Origin of the sequence: Pseudoalteromonas porphyrae (assembly GCF_001298125.1) — a bacterium.
GTDB lineage: Bacteria > Pseudomonadota > Gammaproteobacteria > Enterobacterales > Alteromonadaceae > Pseudoalteromonas > Pseudoalteromonas neustonica.
The window spans coordinates 1-21,899 of record NZ_LHPH01000034.1 but is presented as its reverse complement, the minus strand read 5'-3'; the positions used below and the strand labels follow the sequence as shown (position 1 = coordinate 21,899).

The 21,899-nt window shown below is 40.5% G+C and carries 11 protein-coding genes; 2 read left to right on the top strand and 9 right to left on the bottom strand.

Going from position 1 to position 21,899, the window contains the following annotated elements; translation table 11 throughout:
- Positions 1-31: 31 nt before the first annotated feature.
- Together ADS77_RS20250 and ADS77_RS20245 are read right to left on the bottom strand one after the other, a co-directional pair.
- Positions 32-2,185, bottom strand: a complete 2,154-nt coding sequence (locus ADS77_RS20250) for an FAD-dependent oxidoreductase (RefSeq protein ID WP_054206720.1) — start codon at positions 2,183-2,185, stop codon at positions 32-34.
- A gap of 11 nt (positions 2,186-2,196) precedes the next feature.
- The gene (locus ADS77_RS20245; protein WP_054456035.1) at positions 2,197-4,527 is read right to left on the bottom strand and encodes a TonB-dependent receptor; all 2,331 of its coding nucleotides are present in this window, start codon (positions 4,525-4,527) and stop codon (positions 2,197-2,199) included.
- Positions 4,528-5,014: 487 nt separating this feature from the next.
- Here ADS77_RS20245 and ADS77_RS20240 point away from each other — a divergent pair, with 487 nt between their 5' ends.
- Complete coding sequence (locus ADS77_RS20240; protein ID WP_054206718.1) at positions 5,015-5,431, top strand: hypothetical protein; 417 nt, start codon at positions 5,015-5,017, stop codon at positions 5,429-5,431.
- A gap of 60 nt (positions 5,432-5,491) precedes the next feature.
- Here ADS77_RS20240 and ADS77_RS20235 read toward each other — a convergent pair whose 3' ends face one another.
- The 5 genes from ADS77_RS20235 to ADS77_RS20215 form a co-directional block, all read right to left on the bottom strand.
- On the bottom strand, positions 5,492-7,816 hold the full coding sequence (locus ADS77_RS20235) for a TonB-dependent receptor domain-containing protein (RefSeq protein WP_054206717.1): 2,325 nt from the start codon (positions 7,814-7,816) through the stop codon (positions 5,492-5,494).
- A gap of 278 nt (positions 7,817-8,094) precedes the next feature.
- The gene (locus ADS77_RS20230) at positions 8,095-9,444 is read right to left on the bottom strand and encodes a flagellin (protein ID WP_054456033.1); all 1,350 of its coding nucleotides are present in this window, start codon (positions 9,442-9,444) and stop codon (positions 8,095-8,097) included.
- 269 nt (positions 9,445-9,713) lie between these two features.
- A complete protein-coding gene (locus tag ADS77_RS20225; protein ID WP_054206715.1) occupies positions 9,714-10,139 on the bottom strand; it encodes a hemerythrin domain-containing protein in 426 nt (141 codons plus the stop codon).
- A gap of 229 nt (positions 10,140-10,368) precedes the next feature.
- The gene (locus ADS77_RS20220; RefSeq protein WP_054456031.1) at positions 10,369-12,417 is read right to left on the bottom strand and encodes an alpha/beta hydrolase family protein; all 2,049 of its coding nucleotides are present in this window, start codon (positions 12,415-12,417) and stop codon (positions 10,369-10,371) included.
- 92 nt (positions 12,418-12,509) lie between these two features.
- The gene (locus tag ADS77_RS20215; protein WP_054456029.1) at positions 12,510-15,071 is read right to left on the bottom strand and encodes a TonB-dependent receptor; all 2,562 of its coding nucleotides are present in this window, start codon (positions 15,069-15,071) and stop codon (positions 12,510-12,512) included.
- Between the two features lie 199 nt (positions 15,072-15,270).
- Between ADS77_RS20215 and ADS77_RS20210 the strand changes: the two genes are divergently transcribed.
- On the top strand, positions 15,271-17,442 hold the full coding sequence (locus ADS77_RS20210; RefSeq protein ID WP_152960648.1) for a winged helix-turn-helix domain-containing protein: 2,172 nt from the start codon (positions 15,271-15,273) through the stop codon (positions 17,440-17,442).
- Here the strand turns inward: ADS77_RS20210 and ADS77_RS20205 are convergent.
- The gene (locus ADS77_RS20205) at positions 17,423-18,832 is read right to left on the bottom strand and encodes a TonB family protein (protein WP_235575821.1); all 1,410 of its coding nucleotides are present in this window, start codon (positions 18,830-18,832) and stop codon (positions 17,423-17,425) included. The genes ADS77_RS20210 and ADS77_RS20205 overlap by 20 nt on opposite strands.
- A 227-nt stretch (positions 18,833-19,059) precedes the next feature.
- Complete coding sequence (locus ADS77_RS20200; protein WP_054456026.1) at positions 19,060-21,666, bottom strand: TonB-dependent receptor; 2,607 nt, start codon at positions 21,664-21,666, stop codon at positions 19,060-19,062.
- Between the last annotated feature and the right edge of the window lie 233 nt (positions 21,667-21,899).

Here is a 21,899-nt window from a genome sequence, read left to right as displayed (position 1 = left end):
TAATACAATAAAAAATAACGATTTCAAAATACTACCCTCGACGCCATGTATGGTATTTCTCAAGCCAATTAAGTACCGTTTGCGGTGCGTGGGCGCGTTTCCACTCTCCTGCGGCGTATTTGTTGCCCTCAGCCCAGGTTGGGTAGCTGTGAATAGTGCCTAAAATTTTATTAAGGCCTAAACCATGTTTCATCGCCAGTACAAACTCAGCAATTAAATCGCCAGCGTGCTCAGAGACCACAGTAACACCGAGAATTTTGTCTTTACCCTTTGGTGTGATCACTTTAATAAAGCCTTGCGTGGCACTGTCGGTAATTGCGCGGTCAAGCTCTTTAAATTCAAAGCGGGTGATTTCATAATCAATACCTTGGTCAATCGCATCTTGCTCGTTTATACCCACGCGGGCGACTTCAGGGTCAATAAAGGTAGTCCATGGGATCACGCGGTAGTCCACTTTAAACTTCTTCAAATTCCCAAATAAGCCGTTGACTGCGGCGTACCACCCTTGATGGGCGGCTACATGGGTAAATTGATACGGGCCGACAATATCGCCAGCCGCAAAAATATTAGGGTAAAGGGTTTCTAAGTACTCATTGGTCACGATAGTGCGGTTGGTTTCAATGCCTAATTCTTCAAGACCATAACCGCTTAAACGGGCGCTGCGGCCAACGGCACACAGTAGCTCATCGTATTCAATTTCGAGCTCTTGCTCAGCATGCTTAACAATAATGAATTTCTGCTCGCCGCGTTTTTCACAACGTAATGCTTGGTGATTAGTTAATACATTCACACCACTTGCTTTAAGGGCGTGTGTTGCAAACTCTGATACTTCGGTATCTTCTTTTATCATCACGCGATCAGCCATTTCGATTTGTGTTACTGATGAGCCTAATCGTGCAAAGCTTTGCGCAAGCTCGGAGCCAATAGGCCCGCCGCCTAACACCACGAGTTTTTTAGGTGCTTCATCAAGCTCGGCAAATTTGCTCCATAACGTATCGCTTGTGACATAACCTGCATCTTCAATGCCTGGCAGTGGCGGCACAAATGGGCGTGCGCCTGTGGCGATTACAATGGTGCGAGCAGTAAGAGTTTGTGTGCCACCATTGTTGAGTTTAATCTCAACGGTCCAAGGGTCAGTAATTTTTGCGTAGCCTTTAAGTACTTCTACCCCTAAATTTGTGTAACGCTCAACACTGTCGTGTGGGGCAATATCAGCAATCACTTGATGCACACGTGCCATGACTTTTTTAAACGAAAACTGCGGTGTGCTGTTTTCTAGGCCGTACTTATCGGCGTGCTTAATTTGCTCCGCGATTTTGGCACTTTTGATAATTGCTTTACTGGGTACACAGCCGTAATTTAAGCAATCACCGCCCATTTCGCCCGCTTCAATTAAGGTCACTTTAGCTTTAACAGCAGCGGCAATGTAACTTGTAACTAAGCCACCAGCACCACCACCAATAACTATCATGTTACGGTCAAATTGTTTAGGTTTAGTATAGTTTTTATAAACACGGCGCTTTTTAATCGTGTTGAGGATTGCTTTCGCTATTAATGGGAATATGCCAAGCAACACAAACGATAAGATCAAGTTAAGCGATAAAATGCCCGATAAGCTGTCAATTTGCGCCAGTTGAGTGCCTGCATTAACAAACACAAAAGTACCGGCCAGCATACCAATTTGGCTTACCCAATAAAAAGTCCATGACTTGATTGACGTAACACCCATTAATAAGTTAATTAAAAAGAACGGAAACACAGGCACTAAACGTAAGGTAAATAAGTAAAAACTGCCTTCTTTTTCAACGCCAGCATCAATTGCGGCTAAACGCTCAGGAAAACGCTTTTTAATCGCATCACGTAATAAGTAACGCGATACTAAAAAGGCTAATGTGGCGCCAATGGTTGAGGCAAATGAGGCAACTAATAAGCCTTCAACTAAGCCAAATAAAGCACCTGCTGCAAGGGTTAAAATTGCCGCCCCTGGTAGCGATAGGGCTGTTACGACAACGTATAATAGAAAGAATCCACCAATGACTAATAAAGGGGATTGCTCTTTGTATTGGTTAAATTGATCCATTGATCCTTTTAACCCATCAAGTGTTAAAAGCTGATGTAAATCAAAGTGAAAAAACAGCCCAATGGTGAGCAAAGCAACAATAAGTAATGTAATTTTTTTAAACATAGGGTTCGCTCTTAAAAGCTGTGCTGAAATGTCAGCTTGGCATTAATTGGTAGCTCAGGAAATACTAAGGTCGAGCCAAAGTAACCGCCCTCAAACACGGGTCGCCAGTTGTCTTGATTTGTAACGTTGTTAATATCTAATCGCAGCTTTGTTTGCTCAGTAAAGTCATAACTTGTATTGATATTTAATGTGTATTGATCACGAATATTAACGGTTGCTAAGAAATCAAGCGGGTAGCTTTTTGTATAAATACCACCAAAGCCAATTTGCCAATTGCTTAAGATAGACCAGCCTCCATTAATACTCACGGATTGCTCTGGAATGCCTTGTACTCGCTGCGTTGAAGGCGCAAATGCAGTAAAACTGGGTGCGCCAACACTTGTACCATTGATGATGTCTGGGCGTGAATTATCAAAGGCGTCGGCCACTTGACTTGAGTCTTGGCTACTCGCTGAATTATCATAGCGAGCATCAATATAGCTATAGCCTGCACTTAACCAATAAGGGGATGCATCATAAAATAACTGGGTTTCAAAACCTTGAGTGCGAATGCCAGTATTACTACCATCACGGTTTCGTAAACTACGACGCTGATTAAATACCGCACCGTCAATATACCATGGGCTATCCTCTGGCGCGTATTTTACACCCACTTCAAGCAATGTGTTGTCGGTTGCAAAGTTTTGCTCGCTAATTTTGTTATCACTGCCAAGCGTGTGACCACCAGCCATACTGTTTGACGTAGCTTGATTATAACTGCCGGCAATATAGCCTGTAGTGCTTGGGATAAATTTATAATTGATACTTGCCTGACCTGAATGCAGCGTTTCATAGATACTGTCTTGCGCGGCACTGTGTCCTTGTGGCGGGAGCGCATCTTTGGCGACTACATCATAATAATCTAGTCTATAGCCAATACTGGTGCGCAGTTTATTTGTCCATTGACTGTCGTGTTGAAATGCAACACCTGTTTGCCAGCTGGTTGAGTCAGTGGTGTCAGATAGTGAAAAATCACCATTGCCATCATTGTTTATATCGTATTGCGCACCAGGAGAGACAAAAACACCGGGGCGCAGTTCAACTAAACGTGCTTGCTGCTGTGCGGTTAAAGGAATGCGGCGATTTTCAAGTGGCCCGGTTAAATCAATCGGTAAATCGGCCTCAGTCGTAAATTGGCTATAGCCTTTTACTTTGTTATAACGTACATCAAATGCAAATACCGTTGTTTGTGAATCATTCCATTGATAACTCAGTTCGGTACGGTTTTGTGCTGTGTCTGCGCCATCAATAATTTCAACAAAGCTGTTTTTAGCGAGTGACTCGCGCTGTAAATGCTGAAAGTAAGTAATGTTTTTAAGCGTTGCTTGGTTGTTTAATTCACGTTTATAAATACTGTGAAATAAATACGTTGTGGCATTATTGATATTATCTGGATCGGTTAAAACTTGGTTTCTCGGGATCACAACTTGCCCCGTTGGTGACACAATAGCACCTGCACCAGGCACGTTACTGCCATTTTGCTGTACGCCTTGACCAGTAATATAAAGGCCATCATCAATTAATGCTTGAGTTGGCCTATTTATACCAGCGTTGTCGGTATAATCTACACTGTAAAGCTCAAAGTTGAGATCCCAGCTGCTTTTGTCATCTGGTAAAAAGCGCAGTGCAGCAAACAAACTATCACTTTCATATCCTGCGTAGTCGTAAAAGCTACCGTTATCGATATGTTCAGCACTGACTCTAAAGCCGCTCTGGCCTTCAACAATAGGCGCACTGTAATCAACTAGCGCCCGATATTGATCCCAACGTCCTGCTGACAGCTGAACTTTACCTTGCTGCTGATCAGTGCTGGCTGTTTTTGAGCGTAAATTTACAAATCCCCCGTTACGCTGACTACTACCAAAAAGTACCGGTGGCGCACCTTTTACTACATCTATTTGTTCAATGGCATTAAATGAAACTGGGATCCCAAACCCATTATTCCCCGCTTGGCGGCGAACACCATCTTGAAATAATTCACCTAGTTGAGCGCGTAAAGTTGGCAAGCTTGGCGCGCCAAAGCCACTTGCAGAATAACTGTTTGGAGCCACTGCGAGCATGTCTTGTAGGGTCGTAATGTTAAGTTGTTCGATCATTGCACTCGAAATTGGTGTTACTGCACGTGCAATATCTGACAGCGCTAAATTATCACCAAACGGTCCATCAACGGTGCTATCTTTTGGTGAAAGACTATGAAGTTTCACCGCTTCACCAGATACTTGAATAACCTCAATAGGGTCATTAGTTTTTGCCAATGTTGAAAAGCTAAGGGAAATGCTAAGTGCTAAAAATGCGTATTTCAAAACTCTCTCGCTGTGGTTAAATATGTTATATACGATGGATTAGACCGTAAGGTTTTAAAAATACTTTCATTGATACTGATTAATTTAATTAGATACAGGATATTAGGGCGTGTTGACCTTTGTGGATTGAAATTTGTTTAATCTAGGGGCGATTTAATCGCGGCGCGAGGTTTGTACCCTAGCGGGCTCGATAACTGCTCCTGCGTTATTCTACTGGCTCACATCCATGTGAGAATAAGTAAAAACCGAGCAAAGCTTGTGCATCCTGCTCACGCCCCTTATCCACATCCGTGTCTGTCTCTTGATCACAAGTTAGTATCCTGCTGCAGCGTTTTTAATAGCTCAGTAGCTTCAACCATATCCATTAGCCTATTCCAGCCTAGCCTGTAAGGCTCATAAAAAAGTAAAAGTTATGCAATAAAACTTTAAAAAGACGGTCTTGTTAGATTCATTACTGAAATGACAACACTTAATTTAAGGAATTTAAATGTCTCACTCTTTCTCATCGGATTTAAAAAATCGCTTGCAATGGTCTCTTTTTTCATTACGTTTAGGCGTTTTTATTGTAATGCTTATGTGGACCTTGGATAAATTTGTAAACCCAGGGCACAGTGCACGTATATTTGAGCACTTTTATGGGATTAGCGGGTCAACTGATGTTGTCGCTTATATATTAGGGGCATTGCAATTGATTTTGGTTTTAGCTTTTATGGCCGGAATTAAAAAGCGTATTACTTATGGACTGATATTTTTAATGCATGGCGCATCAACACTTTCATCATACGGCCAATATATTGATGGTTTTAATAACTTACTATTCTTTGCTGCTTGGCCAATGTGGGCGGCATGTTTTGCGCTATATTTACTGCGTGATGAAGATGTAAAGTTTACAGTTAAATCATAATTTAACTGTAAACACAAAAGCCCAGCATTGCTGGGCTTTTTAATTTATAGCAATGCTGAATTAAAAGCTATAACTCATCGATACCCAAAAACTACGGGCTTTTTGAGTCGTATTATAATCAGACGTGCATTCATACTCGTCTTCTGTCGCTGCTAATAAGCAAGAGCGGCTAGATAAATCATCATCCAGTAAATTATTAATGCGTGCATTTATCGCTAGACTATCGTTTACTTTATAGGTAGCTGCTAAGTGATATAAATCATAGGCTTTGTAGTACAGCTTTTGTGTTTCAGGTCCTTGTGGGCCAGATACATTAGCGGTGCCTCGATAACGATTACTGCGAATTTCTGAGATAAGCGACACACTCAGATCATCAAGTGGTTGCCATGCTAGTGTTAAGTTATACATATTTTTAGGCGTGTTAACTAAAGGAAGGCCTGTATCACGGCCACTTTTAACTTCACTGTCCGTGTATGTATAGTTACCACGCAGTGATAGGCTGTCAATGATCTTCCAATTTGCGGCTATCTCGATACCGCGTGTGGCAGATTCATCAACGTTAGCTGCTTGACTAAACGTGGTGCTACCAATACCCGCCCAGCCTTTGCCAATTTCTACACAAGGTTCGTCGGCAATGGCTATTTCACAGTTTGGTAATCTGTCTTGGCGAATTATTTTGTCATTAAAGTCATTGTAAAACACTGTGATATTACCGCTGAAACTATCCATACCATTAAAGTAAGCCGCTACTTCATAGTTAACGCTAGTTTCTGGCTGTAAATCAGGTGTGCCTACGAATGGAATAGTGCCTTGACCACCAAACCCAGTAATTCCTGGAAATAATTGGTTTGGCTCAGGGGTTTTATAGCCGGTACTGATACCGCCTTTAAATGTCCACTCATCAGCAGGTGAGTAAGCTAGATAAGCACGAGGGCTCACTTGCGAACCAAAAATGTTATGGTGATCGTAACGTGCACCTAACGTTGCGGTTAAATTAGAGGTGATTTCCCAATTATCTTCAGCAAATACGGCCGTTTGACGATGATCTTGAGTTGTGCCTGCTTTATAAGCATCACCATACATACCAAATACGCCATCTTCCATTTCAGCATCAAAATATTGTGCGCCAATAACAAAGTAGTGATTATCAATGTTTGACTCAAACTTAGTATTAATAATGAGGTTATCAAGTTTTAGAGCACGTAATGGGCGCGGTAAAAAGGTTTCATCAAGTTGCGTGTAAATTTCATCTGTTAGCGTTGGTTTGTCAGTACCCTGATCTTGTACTGCTTTATCCCAAATAGCTTGAACGCCTAAGCGTTCTTGTACATTCAATGGTAATGAGCGGCCAAAATTTTCACTGCTGCTACGGGTAATACTGCTGGTTAAAGTGCCAGCATCGTAGCGGCCAACGTGCGCGAGAACAAACTGTTCACGTTCAACACGTTGGTAAGGTGTATAACCTACGCGAGGATGCACAATGCCTTTTCGTATACGCCATAAACTATTAGGGCTATCAAGCGTGCCAGTTTGCCCTTGAGTATTATCATAACGTTGCTTTGCAATGTCATACTCAAAAGTAATGTCATTTTGTTTATCAATTTGATAATTAACGCTAAGGCCTGCATTGAAGTTACGTGCAGCAACGACTTTTTTATCACCAAAACTGCCATCATCTACCCACATGCTACCATCTGGAAGTGGTAAATTTTCGCTGTATGTAGGCTTACTTTCTTGGCGGTCATAAAAACTACCGCGAACGCCATAGGTTAGACCTTCCACACCAGTAGGGCCTGTAAGGTATAAATCGATCTTGTTATCATCGCCGTACTGATCATCAGTCTGAATATTGCTACTTACAGTAACGCTACCATGCGTACTGTCGAGGTTTTTTCGTGTGATAATATTGATCACACCACCGATTGCATCTGCACCATATAAAGTAGACATAGGGCCACGTACAACTTCGATTCGGTCAATGGCTTCAAGAGGTGGCATATACATAAATTGGCTATTACCAAAATTATTTGGGCCAATATTCCCAACGTCACTTTGGCGACGGCCATCAATTAACACTAGGGTATAGCTGGCAGGCAAACCACGCATTGTAATACTAATATTGCCGTTTTTATCTTGTCCCGCACCTACATCAATACCTTCGATATCACGAAGTGCATCCGCAAGGCTAGTAAAAGGCTTATTTTGTAAATCTTCACGTGAAACAACCGAGACACTGGCTGGTGCATCAATTAATTTTTGCTCATAACCAGAAGCAGTAACAATCATTACTTCCATGTTTTCTGCTGTTACATCGTCTGCAAGTAATGTCGTCGATGTAAGTAATGTGCTGATCAGTGAGGCCAAGTAAAGCGGGCGGGATTTCATTGTACTTCCTTTAATAATGATAACTAAATCGTTAGTGTAACTTTTGCGGGTATGATAATGATTATCAGCATCATTATCAATTGAAATGTGAAGTATTTACTTTAAAAGACCTAATTCGTCAAAATTAATGGTAGTAAAGTGATTTATGAGAAAAGATTGTATTAAAATGGAACAACTTGAGTGATGTGGGATCAACTTCATCACTAGATTACTACTCACATGTTTAAAATTTTTGGGGTCGCAATCAGTTTGCGACGCAATAATTTAAATAAAATATATTACTCTATTTGTGAAAGCAGCGTGAGAATGCCATCTTTGACAGCATTTTTTGCTTGTGATGCGACTAATATTCCAGCCTGCTCAATGATGTCAGTCGAAATTTTCTCAGCCATTACTTTAGCGTAATCAGTTTCTTGGATACGTTGCTTCGAGTTGCTTAAGAGGCCCGATTGATTTGATTCGTTACGTATTGTTGTTTGAATTGAGTTTAGCTTCGCTCCCACTTCTGAGCGAAAAGCACCTACGCGAGCAAGCGCAGTATCGATACGTGAAATAGCACTTTGTGCATTATTTTCTGTTGCAATTGAAGTCCCACCAATCGTCAGTGAGCTAGAGCTAGCATCAATATCTTTAAAGATAATATAACCATCCTCGCCAATTGCTCTATCAGTTGATGTGACTAACATAGGACCATCACTTGATGAACTTGCCTGTGATGAGAGTGTGCCTAACGTGTCCCAAGATACAGTGATAGCAAAGCTACCATTCCCGATAATAGTTAGCAGCAATGGCTCAGTGACATTTGCAATTGATACTTCTTCGTTGTTATTACCGGGGTTACCATTACCAGAGTAAGTAAAGTTCATTCCTTTAACCGTTTGGGTATTTACTGCAGGAAAGTTAAACCCAGCGCCATCAAATAAGTTTGTATTACTGTATGCTTCATTACCTTGGTAGCCGTTAGCTGACGTAAAAAGCTGATTTTCTATGTTATTTTGGTCAGTTGTTAAATCTTGCCCGACGAGATGTTCACCAGTTTGTGTAAATAAGTTTATATCATCATTTTGTCCAAAACTGTCGATTGATATTTTGACATTTGTAGAGTTTGGCGGTATCACACCTAAAGAAACGTATCCTGAAGATAAACTTTTTTCTATATTATTTGTAAATGCTTCACTAATAAGAGGTACGTTATTTAAGTTTGTTTCTATTAATGGTTTTGACATTAATGGTTTTTTGCCAAAAATTTCAGTGTTATTTGTAACTGAGTCAATATGGTTTTGTAATGCAGTGTATTCATCGTTCAGTGCCAAGCGATCTTGTTCAGCATTACTGCCATTTGCAGATTGTAATGCAAGTGTTCTCATACGTTGTAAAGCGGTAGTGAGTTCTTCCAGTCCTGCATCTGCAACTTGGCCGTAGCTAATACCATCGTGTAAGTTTCTTAATGTTTGCTGTTTAACCGCTATTTGGGTAGCTAAACGATTGCTTATTTGTAAGCCAGCAGCATCATCTTTTGCACTATTGATTCTTTTTCCTGAAGCGAGCTGCTCAAACTGAGATTCTTTTGTCGTCGAAATATTTAATGATTGCAACGTATTTAAAAAGCGAGAATTAACTGTCAGCAATTTGTCATCCTTGGCAAAAAAAGCTAATACAGCAAATTTGGTGCCAGAAGTACCTTTTTTAGGGGCTGACTTGGTTAATGCTTTTTAAATAGTGTAAATAGACGCTAAGTTATTAAGTTTAATGTTTTTTATGGGCGTAATCGATAGTGTGACGGCAACTTTTTGCCGTAGTAATTTTAATACAATATTTAAAAAGACCTTTAATACGAATAAAACACGGTACAGACATTGCGTGTTTTATTCGCGAAGGACGAGTGTAATTTAAAGTATTAGTTCATTGCCTCATTGTATTGTTTTGCTAGTGTTATTTTTTGAGTGTCAGTAAGTACTTTTCCTGCTAATTGAAAAGCTTCATGTTCTTCTTCCGCAAGGTGATGATGCACAAGGTGATGCAATTTTTTAGCGGTAATCAGCCATGCTGATGAAGTCATTTTTGTGTCTTCAAGTTTTTCAATTAGGTCGTCAATTTCATGGTGCTCTGCTATGCCATGTCGCGCTTTCTCTTGGGTAAGATCATCACATATCAATGGATTATAAAAGTAGCGCTCTTCAAACTTTGCATGCTCTTCTAACTCATTTTTTAAGTCTTTCATTATTGATTGTCGATCAGATGACTCGCCATGTGTGTTTATCAATGCATCGACAAGTGAACGTTGTTTGTCATGATCGTGACGTAGTGCTTCAAAAATGTTCATGGTTTTTCCTTACATTGTTCATTAATTTCAATGAATGTTGCAAGGTAAAAGCCATATTTTAAGCTTTTGTTATATAATGATTTATTTTAAAATTCATAATTTCAGGTAAGGTTTTTTTGTAAGTTTTACTGATAGCAGTATTTATATTACACCTAACGATAGCTATGTTTAAAAATAAAAAGGCCAACGTGAACGTTGGCCAGTTAACTTATTTAACGCAAAAATAATGTTATTTGTTTGCGTCTTTCGCTGCTTTTAATTTTGCTGCATGATCGATCTCAAATGCTGGCATGTCTTTTTTACCATCAATTAAGTAGTTATCCATCCAGCGCATTAAGCGCAAGCTGTAGTCGTATTGTGCAGCTACTTTACGGTTACCATGGCCTTCACCTGGGTAGTAAACTAGACGCACGTCCTTACCTTGCACTTTCATATAACGGTAAAGTTCCATTGATTGCGCCGGGTGTACGCGCGGATCTTCTTTACCATGCATGATTAGCAGTGGTGTCTTAGATTGGCCAGCCCAGTAAATAGGGCTACGCTCTAAATACCACTGCCATTTATCCCACGGATATGAACGCGCATGCACTAGGTTCATTTCATTTGAAATGTCAGTAGTACCAAATTTAGACAATTGGTTTGTGACACCAACAAACATCACGCTTGCCGCAAAATGTTCAGTCAGTTTTGTTGCGCCCCATGCCGACGCATACCCGCCATAAGAGCCGCCAGTAATACCAACACGTTTAGTATCCACTAGGCCCATTTCGACAAGGTGCTGTTTAAAATCAACTAAATCGTCAAACTCTTTGCCTGCGTAATCGTTTTGACCAAGCTTTGAATAATCAACGCCTTTACCCGTTGAACCACGATAGTTTGGATAAAATACTGCATAACCACGCGCCGCACCCATTTGACCAGGACGAGAGTAGTTAGTTACCCAGCCATCTTTATCATGGCTTTCAGGACCACCGTGCACAGACATGATCAATGGGTAACGTGTCCCGTCTTGATAATCAAGTGGATAGACAAGTACGCCGTCAATTTCAACGCCGTCACGGGCTTTAAGAGAAATAGTTTCTTGTTTAGCAAAACGTTTGTCATCTAACCATGTATTTGAATTAGTTAAACGCTCTGTTTTTTTACCACGAATAATAAATACTTCGTTAGGGTGGGTTGCAGTATTGCCGCGTAGCGCCAAGGTTTTATCTGAATCAGATACACTTAGGTTTGCTGCAATAAATTTGCCTTCTTTAATAACTTTTTTGTATTTATTAGAGCCAGTTTTAATCGTTGCTACAAAGCTTTGTGTGCCAACATTGGCAATAAAGTTAAGTGTGTTACGTTTATGAGACCATTCAAAGTCAACAACATGGCCCATAAAGTTAGGCAGCCAGTCAGTTACATCGCCGGTTTTTGTATCAGCTAAAAATAAACGACCTGTTGATGGGTCATGCTTATCTTCTGCGCCTAAGATTGCAATGTATTTACCATCATGCGATAACTCAGCATCACCTAATTTGCCTTCGGTAGCAAATGACATGGTTACTTTATTGCTCGCGATATCAAATAAGTGCCATTGTGACTTAGTATATTTATCGTCAATTAAAGCGGTTGGCTGAGTTTTAACCAGTAACTTTTCACCACCGGCTGCCCAGTTAACTTCACTCACGTAGTTGGCAATGTTCAGTGCATTAGGAGTGAGAGGCTTGTCAGCTTTGGCTAGATCAATAATAAAAAGCTGTTTATCTTTTAAGCCAAGCTCATAAACTTCAGCCATAAAGCCAAGCTTTTTAAGTTCTTTTTCAGATTTATCAGCCGCTGGCATAGCTAAAATAGCTAGCTGCTTGTTATTTGGGCTTAATTCATAGCTTGAAATTGATGTGCCTTTTAACGAAAGCACTTTGCTCGCTTGACCGCCATCTACAGGAATTTGGTACAGTGAGGTAAATTTATCTTCATTTAGCTTGGCTAAAAAATAGATTGTTTTACTGTCATTAGACCATTGAATGCTCTTGATACTAACGGAGCCTGTGATAAACGGGCGCTCTACGCCTTGGTCGTCAACAACGTAAAGCTCACTATAGTTAGTGCCATTTTTATCTACGTAAAGTTCACGCGGTACAGAGCGAGTAAATGCAACATTGTCGCCATCAGGACTAATGCTGGTTTGAATAACCGATTGAATTTTTGGTATATCTTCAACGGTTAAAGGCGTTGCGGCAAATGCCAACGAGCTTGTAAGCCCAATTGCCAGTGCTAAGCTAGTTTTTAGCATTGTTATTTTCCTTCGCAAGTTTAATTATCGAAGGATTATATCAGGATGTACCTAACAAACTAATAAATGCGATTAAGCTCCGTATTTGACGATTAATGACTATAACGAACGCCAAGATAAAAGCGACGACCATTTTGGTAAATCCCCGTTGGTGCATATTCATTACGTTCATACAGGTAAGTGATCTCATCGGTTAGGTTTATCGCTTCAATAACAAAGTCAAAACTATCAGATACTTTAAAGGTAATACTGCCATCAAGCTGACCAAAGTCATCCATCATGGTTTCCCCTACGCCAGTGGCAAAATGAGTGCGGTAGTTGTACGCAAGACGTGAACTTATCCAATCATTTTCATAGTAACTGGTTAAATTAATGGTGTGTTTTGAGGTGCCAGGAACATAATTATTGCGCCCTGAGACACTGTCTGTGCGATCACCATTAACAAAGGTATAATTGGTGATTAAGCCGAATCCATAAATGAGTTCTTGTTGGTAGCCAATCTCAACACCGCGGATAGTACCGCCGCTGCCATTTATTGGCCTATCTATTGTCATATCAATGCCTTCGTGTTGTTCAATGCTACGCTTAAATTCAACAAACGATTCAACATCTTTATTAAATAAGGCAAATGAGAGCAGGGCGGCATCATCAAAATACCACTCGACGCTTAAATCAAATTGATTGGCACGATAAGGATCGAGATCAGGGTTGCCGCCTTGGCCTTGTGCTTGAGTAACATTATAATTTGTTGAAGGCATTAAGTGATTATACTGCGGACGTGACATTACTCGCGCAGCACTTACTCTGGCGATTATATTTTCGCTGAGATCGATACTGATGTTGGCGCTGGGTAAAATGTCTAGATAATCCTTTTTATGTTGCTGCCACATAAAACGATCTTGCTCGGAGCCAACAGAACTAATGCGTCGGTATGCTCCCGAGTTTTGCTGAGTGTTAACAAGCCTTACACCGAGGTTCGCGCGGTACTCATCACCATCAAGCATTAATTTAACATAACCTGCGGTAGTGCGCTCTTGAATATCAAAGCGGCTGGCTTTTTCTTCTTGTTGGATAAAATCGATGTCTGCGAAGTCTGCAGACAACGCACCTATATCAGCATAGCTATAATTTTTTAGCGTGTGTTGATTGCCAATACCAGCTAGAAATCCTTGAGGGAACGTTGCTGGGTAATCAGCTAAGGTCCAGTCAAGTTGCTGCGCTATGCCATCAAATGCACCATTGAATGAGCGATAACGAATAAAATCGCGTTGATGATCGCGGTACTTTGCCCCTATTTTGATCGCGCTGATAATTGAATGATCAATAGCGCGTTCAAAGTCTCCTTGCAAATATAATTCTTGATCATTGGAGTCTTGGCTGTCGTTGCGCGCTTGTGTGAGTTGCCATGATTTTGCATCGAGTGGGGAAGTGTCGTAACTGGCAACAATGTTTTTGCGCTGCCTAGTGTCGATGCTAAACGCGGTATTCGCTGAAAACTGTGACGTATGATCTTGTTTTGAGCCGCCACCTCCTTTGGTAAAACCAAGTTGATATTGATTTTGCCACAAGTGAGCTTGCTGACTGATAATTAGATGAACACTGCTAGTATTGATTTGTGAATCACGCCAAATAGCCTCCATTGCAGTACTAAAAGGTAAATTTTGCGAATTATCACCTGGGACTTGTGAGTAACGAGCGTAGCTCAATGTATTGTCGTTTATAAGTACATTACTTATGCTACCACCGCGAGCAAATACGCTACTTGGTTGCCATAAAAAATTTTGATTATTGTTGTCGGCATTGAGGACGGAGTACAAGGTGTTAAGCTGTATATTCCAATCTAAGTTTGGTTGGTATTCAAAATTGGCTGTGGCACTGGTTAAAACACGTTGCTGTTGAAAAATAGCTGAGCCGCCGCCGCCGGGTGTCCAAAGGTTTTTAATATCAGCATTTTCATTGGTCGTGGGGCTTAGAGTATCATCGGGGTTTTTGTTAAAATTTTGTTCATGCCAGCCCCATGACTCAAGGCCATCTCGGCGCAGTGAGCGTTTATTTCGCGTTACAGTAATAAGCGCACCAAAATCTTTTTTTGAATTTGTCCAATTATAAAAAATGGCTAGTTGTGGATCAAATTCGCCAGATAAATCATTGTATTGCACTTGTGCGTTAGCAACAAAGTGGTTGCTATCTGTGTGCAGCGGTCGTTGTGTTTTAATATTAACAGAGCCACCTAATGAACCTTCATTATGATCGGCTTGTGGTGTTTTATAAACCTCAAGTGAAGAGACGAGATCTGCAGGTAATAAGGTATAGTTAAAGCCACGGTTTGGTTGAGTTGAAATCCACCAGTCTGCGGAGGCGATAGCTTGGCCATTTAAAAAGGTGCGATTTTGTTCTGGGGTTGTGCCTCTTACACCTACGCGTTCACCTTCACCCTGTGCGCGTGATAAAGAAATTCCCGTGATCCGTTGGAGTGCTTCAGCAACATTTTTATCAGGAAATTTACCGATATCTTGTGCGCTAATAGCCTCTATAATCGAATTGCTATCACGTTTATCTTGTAGTGATTTGATAGCGCTGTCATGAAACCCCCTAATTTGTATGGTTTCTAGCTGCTTTTTATTAGTCTCAGCTACAGCGCTCGTTATACCCATAAAAAAACAAAGAGGGAAAAGAATCGTTATGTTAACAAATTTTAGTGTGTTTATCGTCATACCCGACCCAATTAAAACGATTTGAAAATTTCGCTACGGATTAAGTGCTTATAAAATAAGTAGCTATTAATGTGCTGTGTTATGATGAATCATATTTATCTATAATACGCCTTCTTGGCTTATTTAACCATAGATTAACGTGTGTGAAAAACGAGCGATGCCTACAACCATACCAAAACAGTTATTACTTAATGATGTACTTGTTGACTTTGCAGCCTTAAAAATAAAAGTTGCTGGAAGTTGGTGTGCAGTTGAAGCTAAGCAATTGGTATTGCTAAAGTTACTATTAAACAATCAAGGGCAGCCAGTATCTCGAGATTTAATTATGGATACGCTGTGGCCTAATGTTGTTGTAAGTGATAATTCAGTAAGCCAGTTGGTCACGCAATTACGAAAAAGCTTGCATGATGATAAAAATACGGCTTTGTTTATTCGTACTGTACCGCGGGTTGGTTATCAGCTAATAGCAAAAGTAAGTGATGCCCCTTCGTTCCTAGAAAAAGTGACCCCTACAACGCCGCGAATATCTGCTTTATTTGTTGCTGTAGGCTTAATTTTAGGTGCCGGGCTTACATTAGTTAGTCAGTATTTACTCTCTCCTAACGTGCCCATTCTAAACTATGAATATCAATCTCGTATTACTTCAGCTCCTGGTGCCGAAGTATTTTTACGTTACTCACCCAGTGGCAGATATTTAGCGTTTAGCCAATCAAACGATCAGCAAAGTCAGTTTGATTTAGCTGTTTATGATCACCAAAGTAAAACGGTACATAGTATTAAAAGTTCCGGTTATTCAGAAGAAGCGCCAGTATGGTCACCCGATGGTAAATGGCTTGCTTACTTTAGGTATGATCCTATTAGCTGTGATATCCGTGTTATGCCAGTATCGAATGCGATTGAAACTTGGCGTTTGAGCCCTGAATTTAGATTAACCCGATGCCAACAAAGTCATGGGCCTAGCAAATTACATTGGGTGGATGAAAGCACTATTTATACGACTCATTGGCAAGATGAGCAGCCACGCCTTGTAAAATATACGTTAGGCTTCTCGCCCACGCCAACCTTATTAGATCAAGAAATAGTCGGTGATTTTAAGCCAATCACATTTGATATAAACGACAATAAAAAAATGTTGTTACTTGAAAAAGATCAGGGGTGGTTTAGCGTCAGTGAGGTCGATTTAACAGGCTCACTTAAACGCAATGAAATAAAACGAAGCCGTCATAGCCATGCACCGTTATTATTTGATACGCAAGACAATTATTATTGGTTAGGAGATGATGCATTACGTCGTTATGATTATCAAGGTAACGAACAGGTAGTACACCAACCATTAGGTTTTATTGCTGATTTAGCTGTTAACCCGCAAACCGGAGATATCGCTCATGCTGAAGGGCAGGCAAGGGTGAATTTGTATCAAATTGAATTAGACCTAAGCCAAGATACCCCTGAGATCCTAAGTACGATGCAACTATCATCGTCAGCACGGATGGATATTTTGCCTGCCGTATCACCAGACGGGCAGCAAAGTGCGTTTATTTCATTGCAAAGAAGAGGCATCACAGGGTTTAAACATATCGAGGTGTGGTTAAAACATAAGCAGCGTAAAGCGGCTAACCTTATTGCCACATTACCCAGTGATATTACACCAAAGTATCTACTTTTCTCTCCTAATGGTGACAATGTGTTGTTGGCTGACGAGCAGCAGAATATCTATTTGATTAACACTTTTTCACGCCGCTTAGTGCCCATTATTTCTGGTTTTGATCAACTCAACGGGGTGCATTGGTCACAAGACAGCCACAGTATTTATTATCAAGTGAAAAGCGCACGAGGCATTAATAAGCAACCACAATGGCAAGATTGGCGCTACGATATTCAGCTAATGAGTAATACATTGGTTGCAGATAATACTAACTTTGAAACATTAGATGAAGAGCATGCTTTATGGCAGCTCAATAGTTCCTATTTAGAACATGATTTACATGTACGTACTTACCTATCGAGGGTATTGGAACATCAATTACCGCTTTCGCAGTTGTTACCTTCGCTTGAGCTTTTTAAACCCGCGGTTTTTAAACAAGGGATTTATTATGTGTTACGTCAAGGTCATCAACTATTGCTGTATTGTTATTTAACACAGCAAAACCGAAATGTATTTATAAAAGAGCTTGGTGTATATGGTTATGATATTGATATTAATCTCAATATCAGTAGCTCTGAAGATGGAAGTCAAGTTGTGTTTAGTCAAGTAGATGGGATTGAGACTGATATTTTATTACACAAAGCAGCTAAGGCAATGTCGCAATAAAGTGCCTAATGCTACTTTGATCCCAGTTGCGGGTTTGCGCCTCCTTTAGTGCGCTATTAGAAAGCTTTCTAGCATCATTTGAATTACCAGTAGCAGCGTGTATTTTCGCTTTTAGCAATAATAATTGTGGGTGTTCATTATCACCAGCCAACGCTTCATTAAGGGCAGTGCTGACTTGCTGCATTGGTTTTTTTAAATCAAAAAGTAACAAGGCAATATCGCGTTTTGCACTAAATAGCCCTTGTTCCGCTGCGGCTCTTAGCCATTTTAGCGCCTTATTTGGGGCGTAATCGACATACTGGCTATTTAATAGCTCTCGGCCTAAGCGGTATTGCGCACTAGCAAAACCACTTTGTGCGGCAAGTAAAATCCAGTTTAAGCCTTTTTCGCGATCAACTTTGCCATATTTACCTCGCAGCATATTTGCACCAATTCGATACTGCGAATTAGCATAGCCGTTTACGGCAGAGCGTAACAAGAGCTCACCATTGGCGTTGGCTTGTTGCCAATGATATTTTAGTAAGCGTGTAGCATTGTAATCATTTGAACTCAGCCAATTCGCAATATAATATTGGACTAACGCGTTGCCTTGTTCAGCAGCATCGATTAGATCTGAAATTTTTTCGTTATATTCACGCTGTTGACTCTTAAAGCTTTGTTCGTATTGCTTGCCTTTGTAGGTTGTAAAATGGTAAAGCAAAGAGCGATTATAGTAAGGTAAGGTTTGGTTATTACCTTGGTATTGCCAACGTCTAACGGCATTAATAATTGCTTTATCAAAGGTTTTTTCAGGGTATGAATCAATTAAAGTAATATCAGTGACTGCGCCACTTTTATCAATATCAAACTCTAACCATACCCAACCTTCAATGCCATTTTTGTATGCGTGTTCGGGGTATTTAGGCTCGACTGTGTAGCGACGTTCAGGGCTCAAATGCAATGCAGGACTGGCGTTTAATTCTGGCCGTAATTGTTGGTCATACCATTGAAAGCTAAGTTGTTTTAGTAATGCATTATAGGCATCATCAAGTGGTTGCTTATTATCTGTTTGCTCCGCAATCAGCATAGCTGTATCGCGAGCATCAAGTAGGCCAAAATCTGCTGCTAAACTAAACCAAGCAAATGCTTGGGCTTTGTTTTTTTCGACACCTTGACCGTGTAAATACATCACTGCAACATTATAAATCGCATCTGCATTACCTAAATGGGCAAGTTGTAAAAATTCACGTTTCGCTTCGCTATAGCTTCCTTGGTGGTAATTAAGCGTCGCGCTGAGTAAATCTGCTTTCGTTAATGGCGTAAAAATCAGGCAAAACAATATTACAAAGGATTTGTAACTACAAAACCCTATGTATTGTATTTTAAGATGAATTGCTGAGCTTGTTGACACGTATTAAGTTTCGCCGATGTTGACCAAGTAACGTTTTTAACTATTGATTGTACTTGTTTTGTTTATTATTACTAGGGCGGGTTTGCCTTAGTAATACTTTAATTTGCCTACAACGAAAAAAAGCAGATAGTCAAATGACTACCTGCTTTAAACCCCTGGGCATAGGGGCTGCCATCCATGGCGAGAGTCGAATACCTGTGTTAGCTTGGAGTTCGACAAAAACGACTTTAAAAGTTAAAGCGAATTCCAGCTACAAACCGGCGACCATCAGCATACACACCTGTAAGTGCTTGTTGTACGCCTTCTTCTTGATAGCTAAATGTATGCTCATCAGTTAGGTTAATGGCTTCGAATACCAGTGCTAAGTTATCATTTACATTATAAGTAAAGTTAGCATCTACTTGACCGTAATCATCTACATAGCCATGGCCTTGGCCTGAGTTATAACCAGTACGGAAATTATATGAAATACGCGTGCTAAAGGTCTCTGTTTCATAGTAAGTGCTTAAGTTAACTGTGTGCTCAGAGTTGCCAGGAATAATAGTATCGTTACCGTCAGCGTCTTTTGCTTCGCCATCTACAAACGTATAGTTTGCATTTACACCAAAGCCATCATAGATCTCTTGTTGATAACCAAGCTCTAAACCTTGAATTCGTCCAGAACGGCCATTAGTAGGGCGGTTTACTAATATTTCTACGCCTTCGTGTGTTTCTAGGCTGGGTGTAACATCTAAAAATGATTGAATATCTTTGTAAAATACGACCGCAGAGAACAAGCCTGCTTCGCTGAAGTACCACTCAATACCCGTATCAAATTGTGTAGCACGGTACGGGTCGATTTCAGGATTACCACCGCTGCCTGTTTTAGTTTCAAGGTTATAAGATGTAGATGGTGTCATTGCAGCGTAATCAGGACGAGACATAACACGCGCGGCACTAAATCGAAGTAGTAAATCTTCATCTAAGTCAACGGCTAAATTGATGCTCGGTAATATATCGAAATAGTCACGATCATCATGAGTCCATACTTCAGAACCACTGGTACCAACATACGCTGCTGTAGATTGTTGAGTTTGTACTAAACGTACGCCTAAGTTACCGCGCATACCATCAACATCAATATCTGCTTTTATATAACCAGCGGTGATTTTTTCTTCAACTTCAAAGGTACTTGCTTTTAGTACACGGTAATTCCAGCCTAGTGCATCACCCTCAGCACGAATTTTGTTTGAATCAGTGATTGCATAGTTACGTAATGTGCCGTCAGAGCCTAGCCCAGATAGGTAATCTGATGGCATTGAAAGCGAGTAATCAGCCAAATTCCAGTTTAAATCTGTACGGTTGTCTGTAGTGTGTTTTGTATTAAAGCGAGAATGATCACGGTATTTCAAACCAAACTTCACATTATTAAAGACAGCGATGTCAATTGGGCGCGAAAAATCAACCTGCAAGTACGTTTCATCATCTTTAGCATTGTTGCTGTCGTAGCGTAAAAAACCTAAATCCCATTGTTTACCGTCTGCAGGATCTGCACCATACGTGGTACGTACATCTTCCACACCAGAAGTATCAAAGCTGTGTACGTAGTTACCTTCCCAGCCTACACTTCGGTCAGCTTGTGAACCACCACTGCCTTCGGTATAACCAACATGTACGCTGGTTAGCCACAATTCACCTTGGTAATCAGCTTTTAAATCATATGATTTAGTTTTAATTTCTGAGTTACGCACTTTGGTTTCATCAAGAATGTTGTTTCCTGTTGGTGACAATGCGAGCTCACCACCGACTAACATTTGACCCACTTTGTCGTGATTAATAAGGTCTACGCTATTGTAATGTGGATCTGCAGGGCGAGTTAAAACATCATTTTGGTCGTACTCAGCTGCACGTTGACCATAACCTGGGATCCATAAGAAGTTTTGATTTTCGTTATTTGCTTCAAGCGTTGAATCTAATGCATTAAAAGTTAAGTCTAATTGTTCAGTTGGGCGATATTGTATGGCTAAGTTAATACCGGTACGGACACGCTCTTGTAAGAACATGGCTGAACCGCCGCCGCCTGGGCTGTATACATTTTTATGAACTGTGCCATCAGTTAAAGTGATGTCACGTTTTGCCCAGCTCCATGATTCAATTCCGTCACGGCGAAGATTACGCTGTTGGCGAACTAATGAAATAAGTGCACCAAATGTTTCATCGTCATTCTTAAAGTTATACATGACAGATAACTGTGGGTCGGTCTCACCCGAAATTTCACTGTGCTGCGCGAGCACCGAGCCAGCAATTTTATTGGCTTCTAAATCAAGAGGCTTACGTGTACGAACAATAACGGTACCACCAATTGAGCCTTCATCTATGTCAGCTTCTGGTGACTTATATACTTCTAAGCCAGATACAATTTCAGAAGGCAACATAGTGTAGTTAAAACCACGACTCGCTGCTGAGTTTGTCCACCAGTCGGCAGAGCCAACGGCTTGGCCATTTAATAAGGTACGGTTTTGGCTTTCAGCTGTACCACGAATACTGACTCGTTCACCTTCACCAAAATTACGGCTAATTGATACGCCTGTTATACGTTGTAGTGATTCTGCGACGTTTTGATCGGGGAACTTACCGATATCTTCAGCGGTTACAGCATCAACGATTGAATCTGAGTAACGCTTTGTATTAAGTGATTTAACGACACTGCCGCGAATACCGCGTACTTGTATTACTTCAACTTCATCGGTACTTTTTGCTTCGGCACTGTGTGCTACCATAGGTAGGCTTAATGCTGATGTAATAAGCGATGCGCTCACTGCTAGATGCAGTTTATTCATTTTTACTTTTAACATCCTCGATTCCCCTTGAATCAAAACTTCATTTTGTTGTATCAAATTGTCGGTTTGCAATTCGTACTTATGTATTCATTTTTAATAGCCGAATGATCTTGCAAAACCCTGCTTACAAACAAATACAGATCACTAAAAAATTAGTTAATAGTTACTCTTGTATAGAAAGTAACGAGAGCCTGCTTTGTTTGTGACTCTATTAAACGCCTTTTTAAAATCAGAGTCTTGAATTTAAG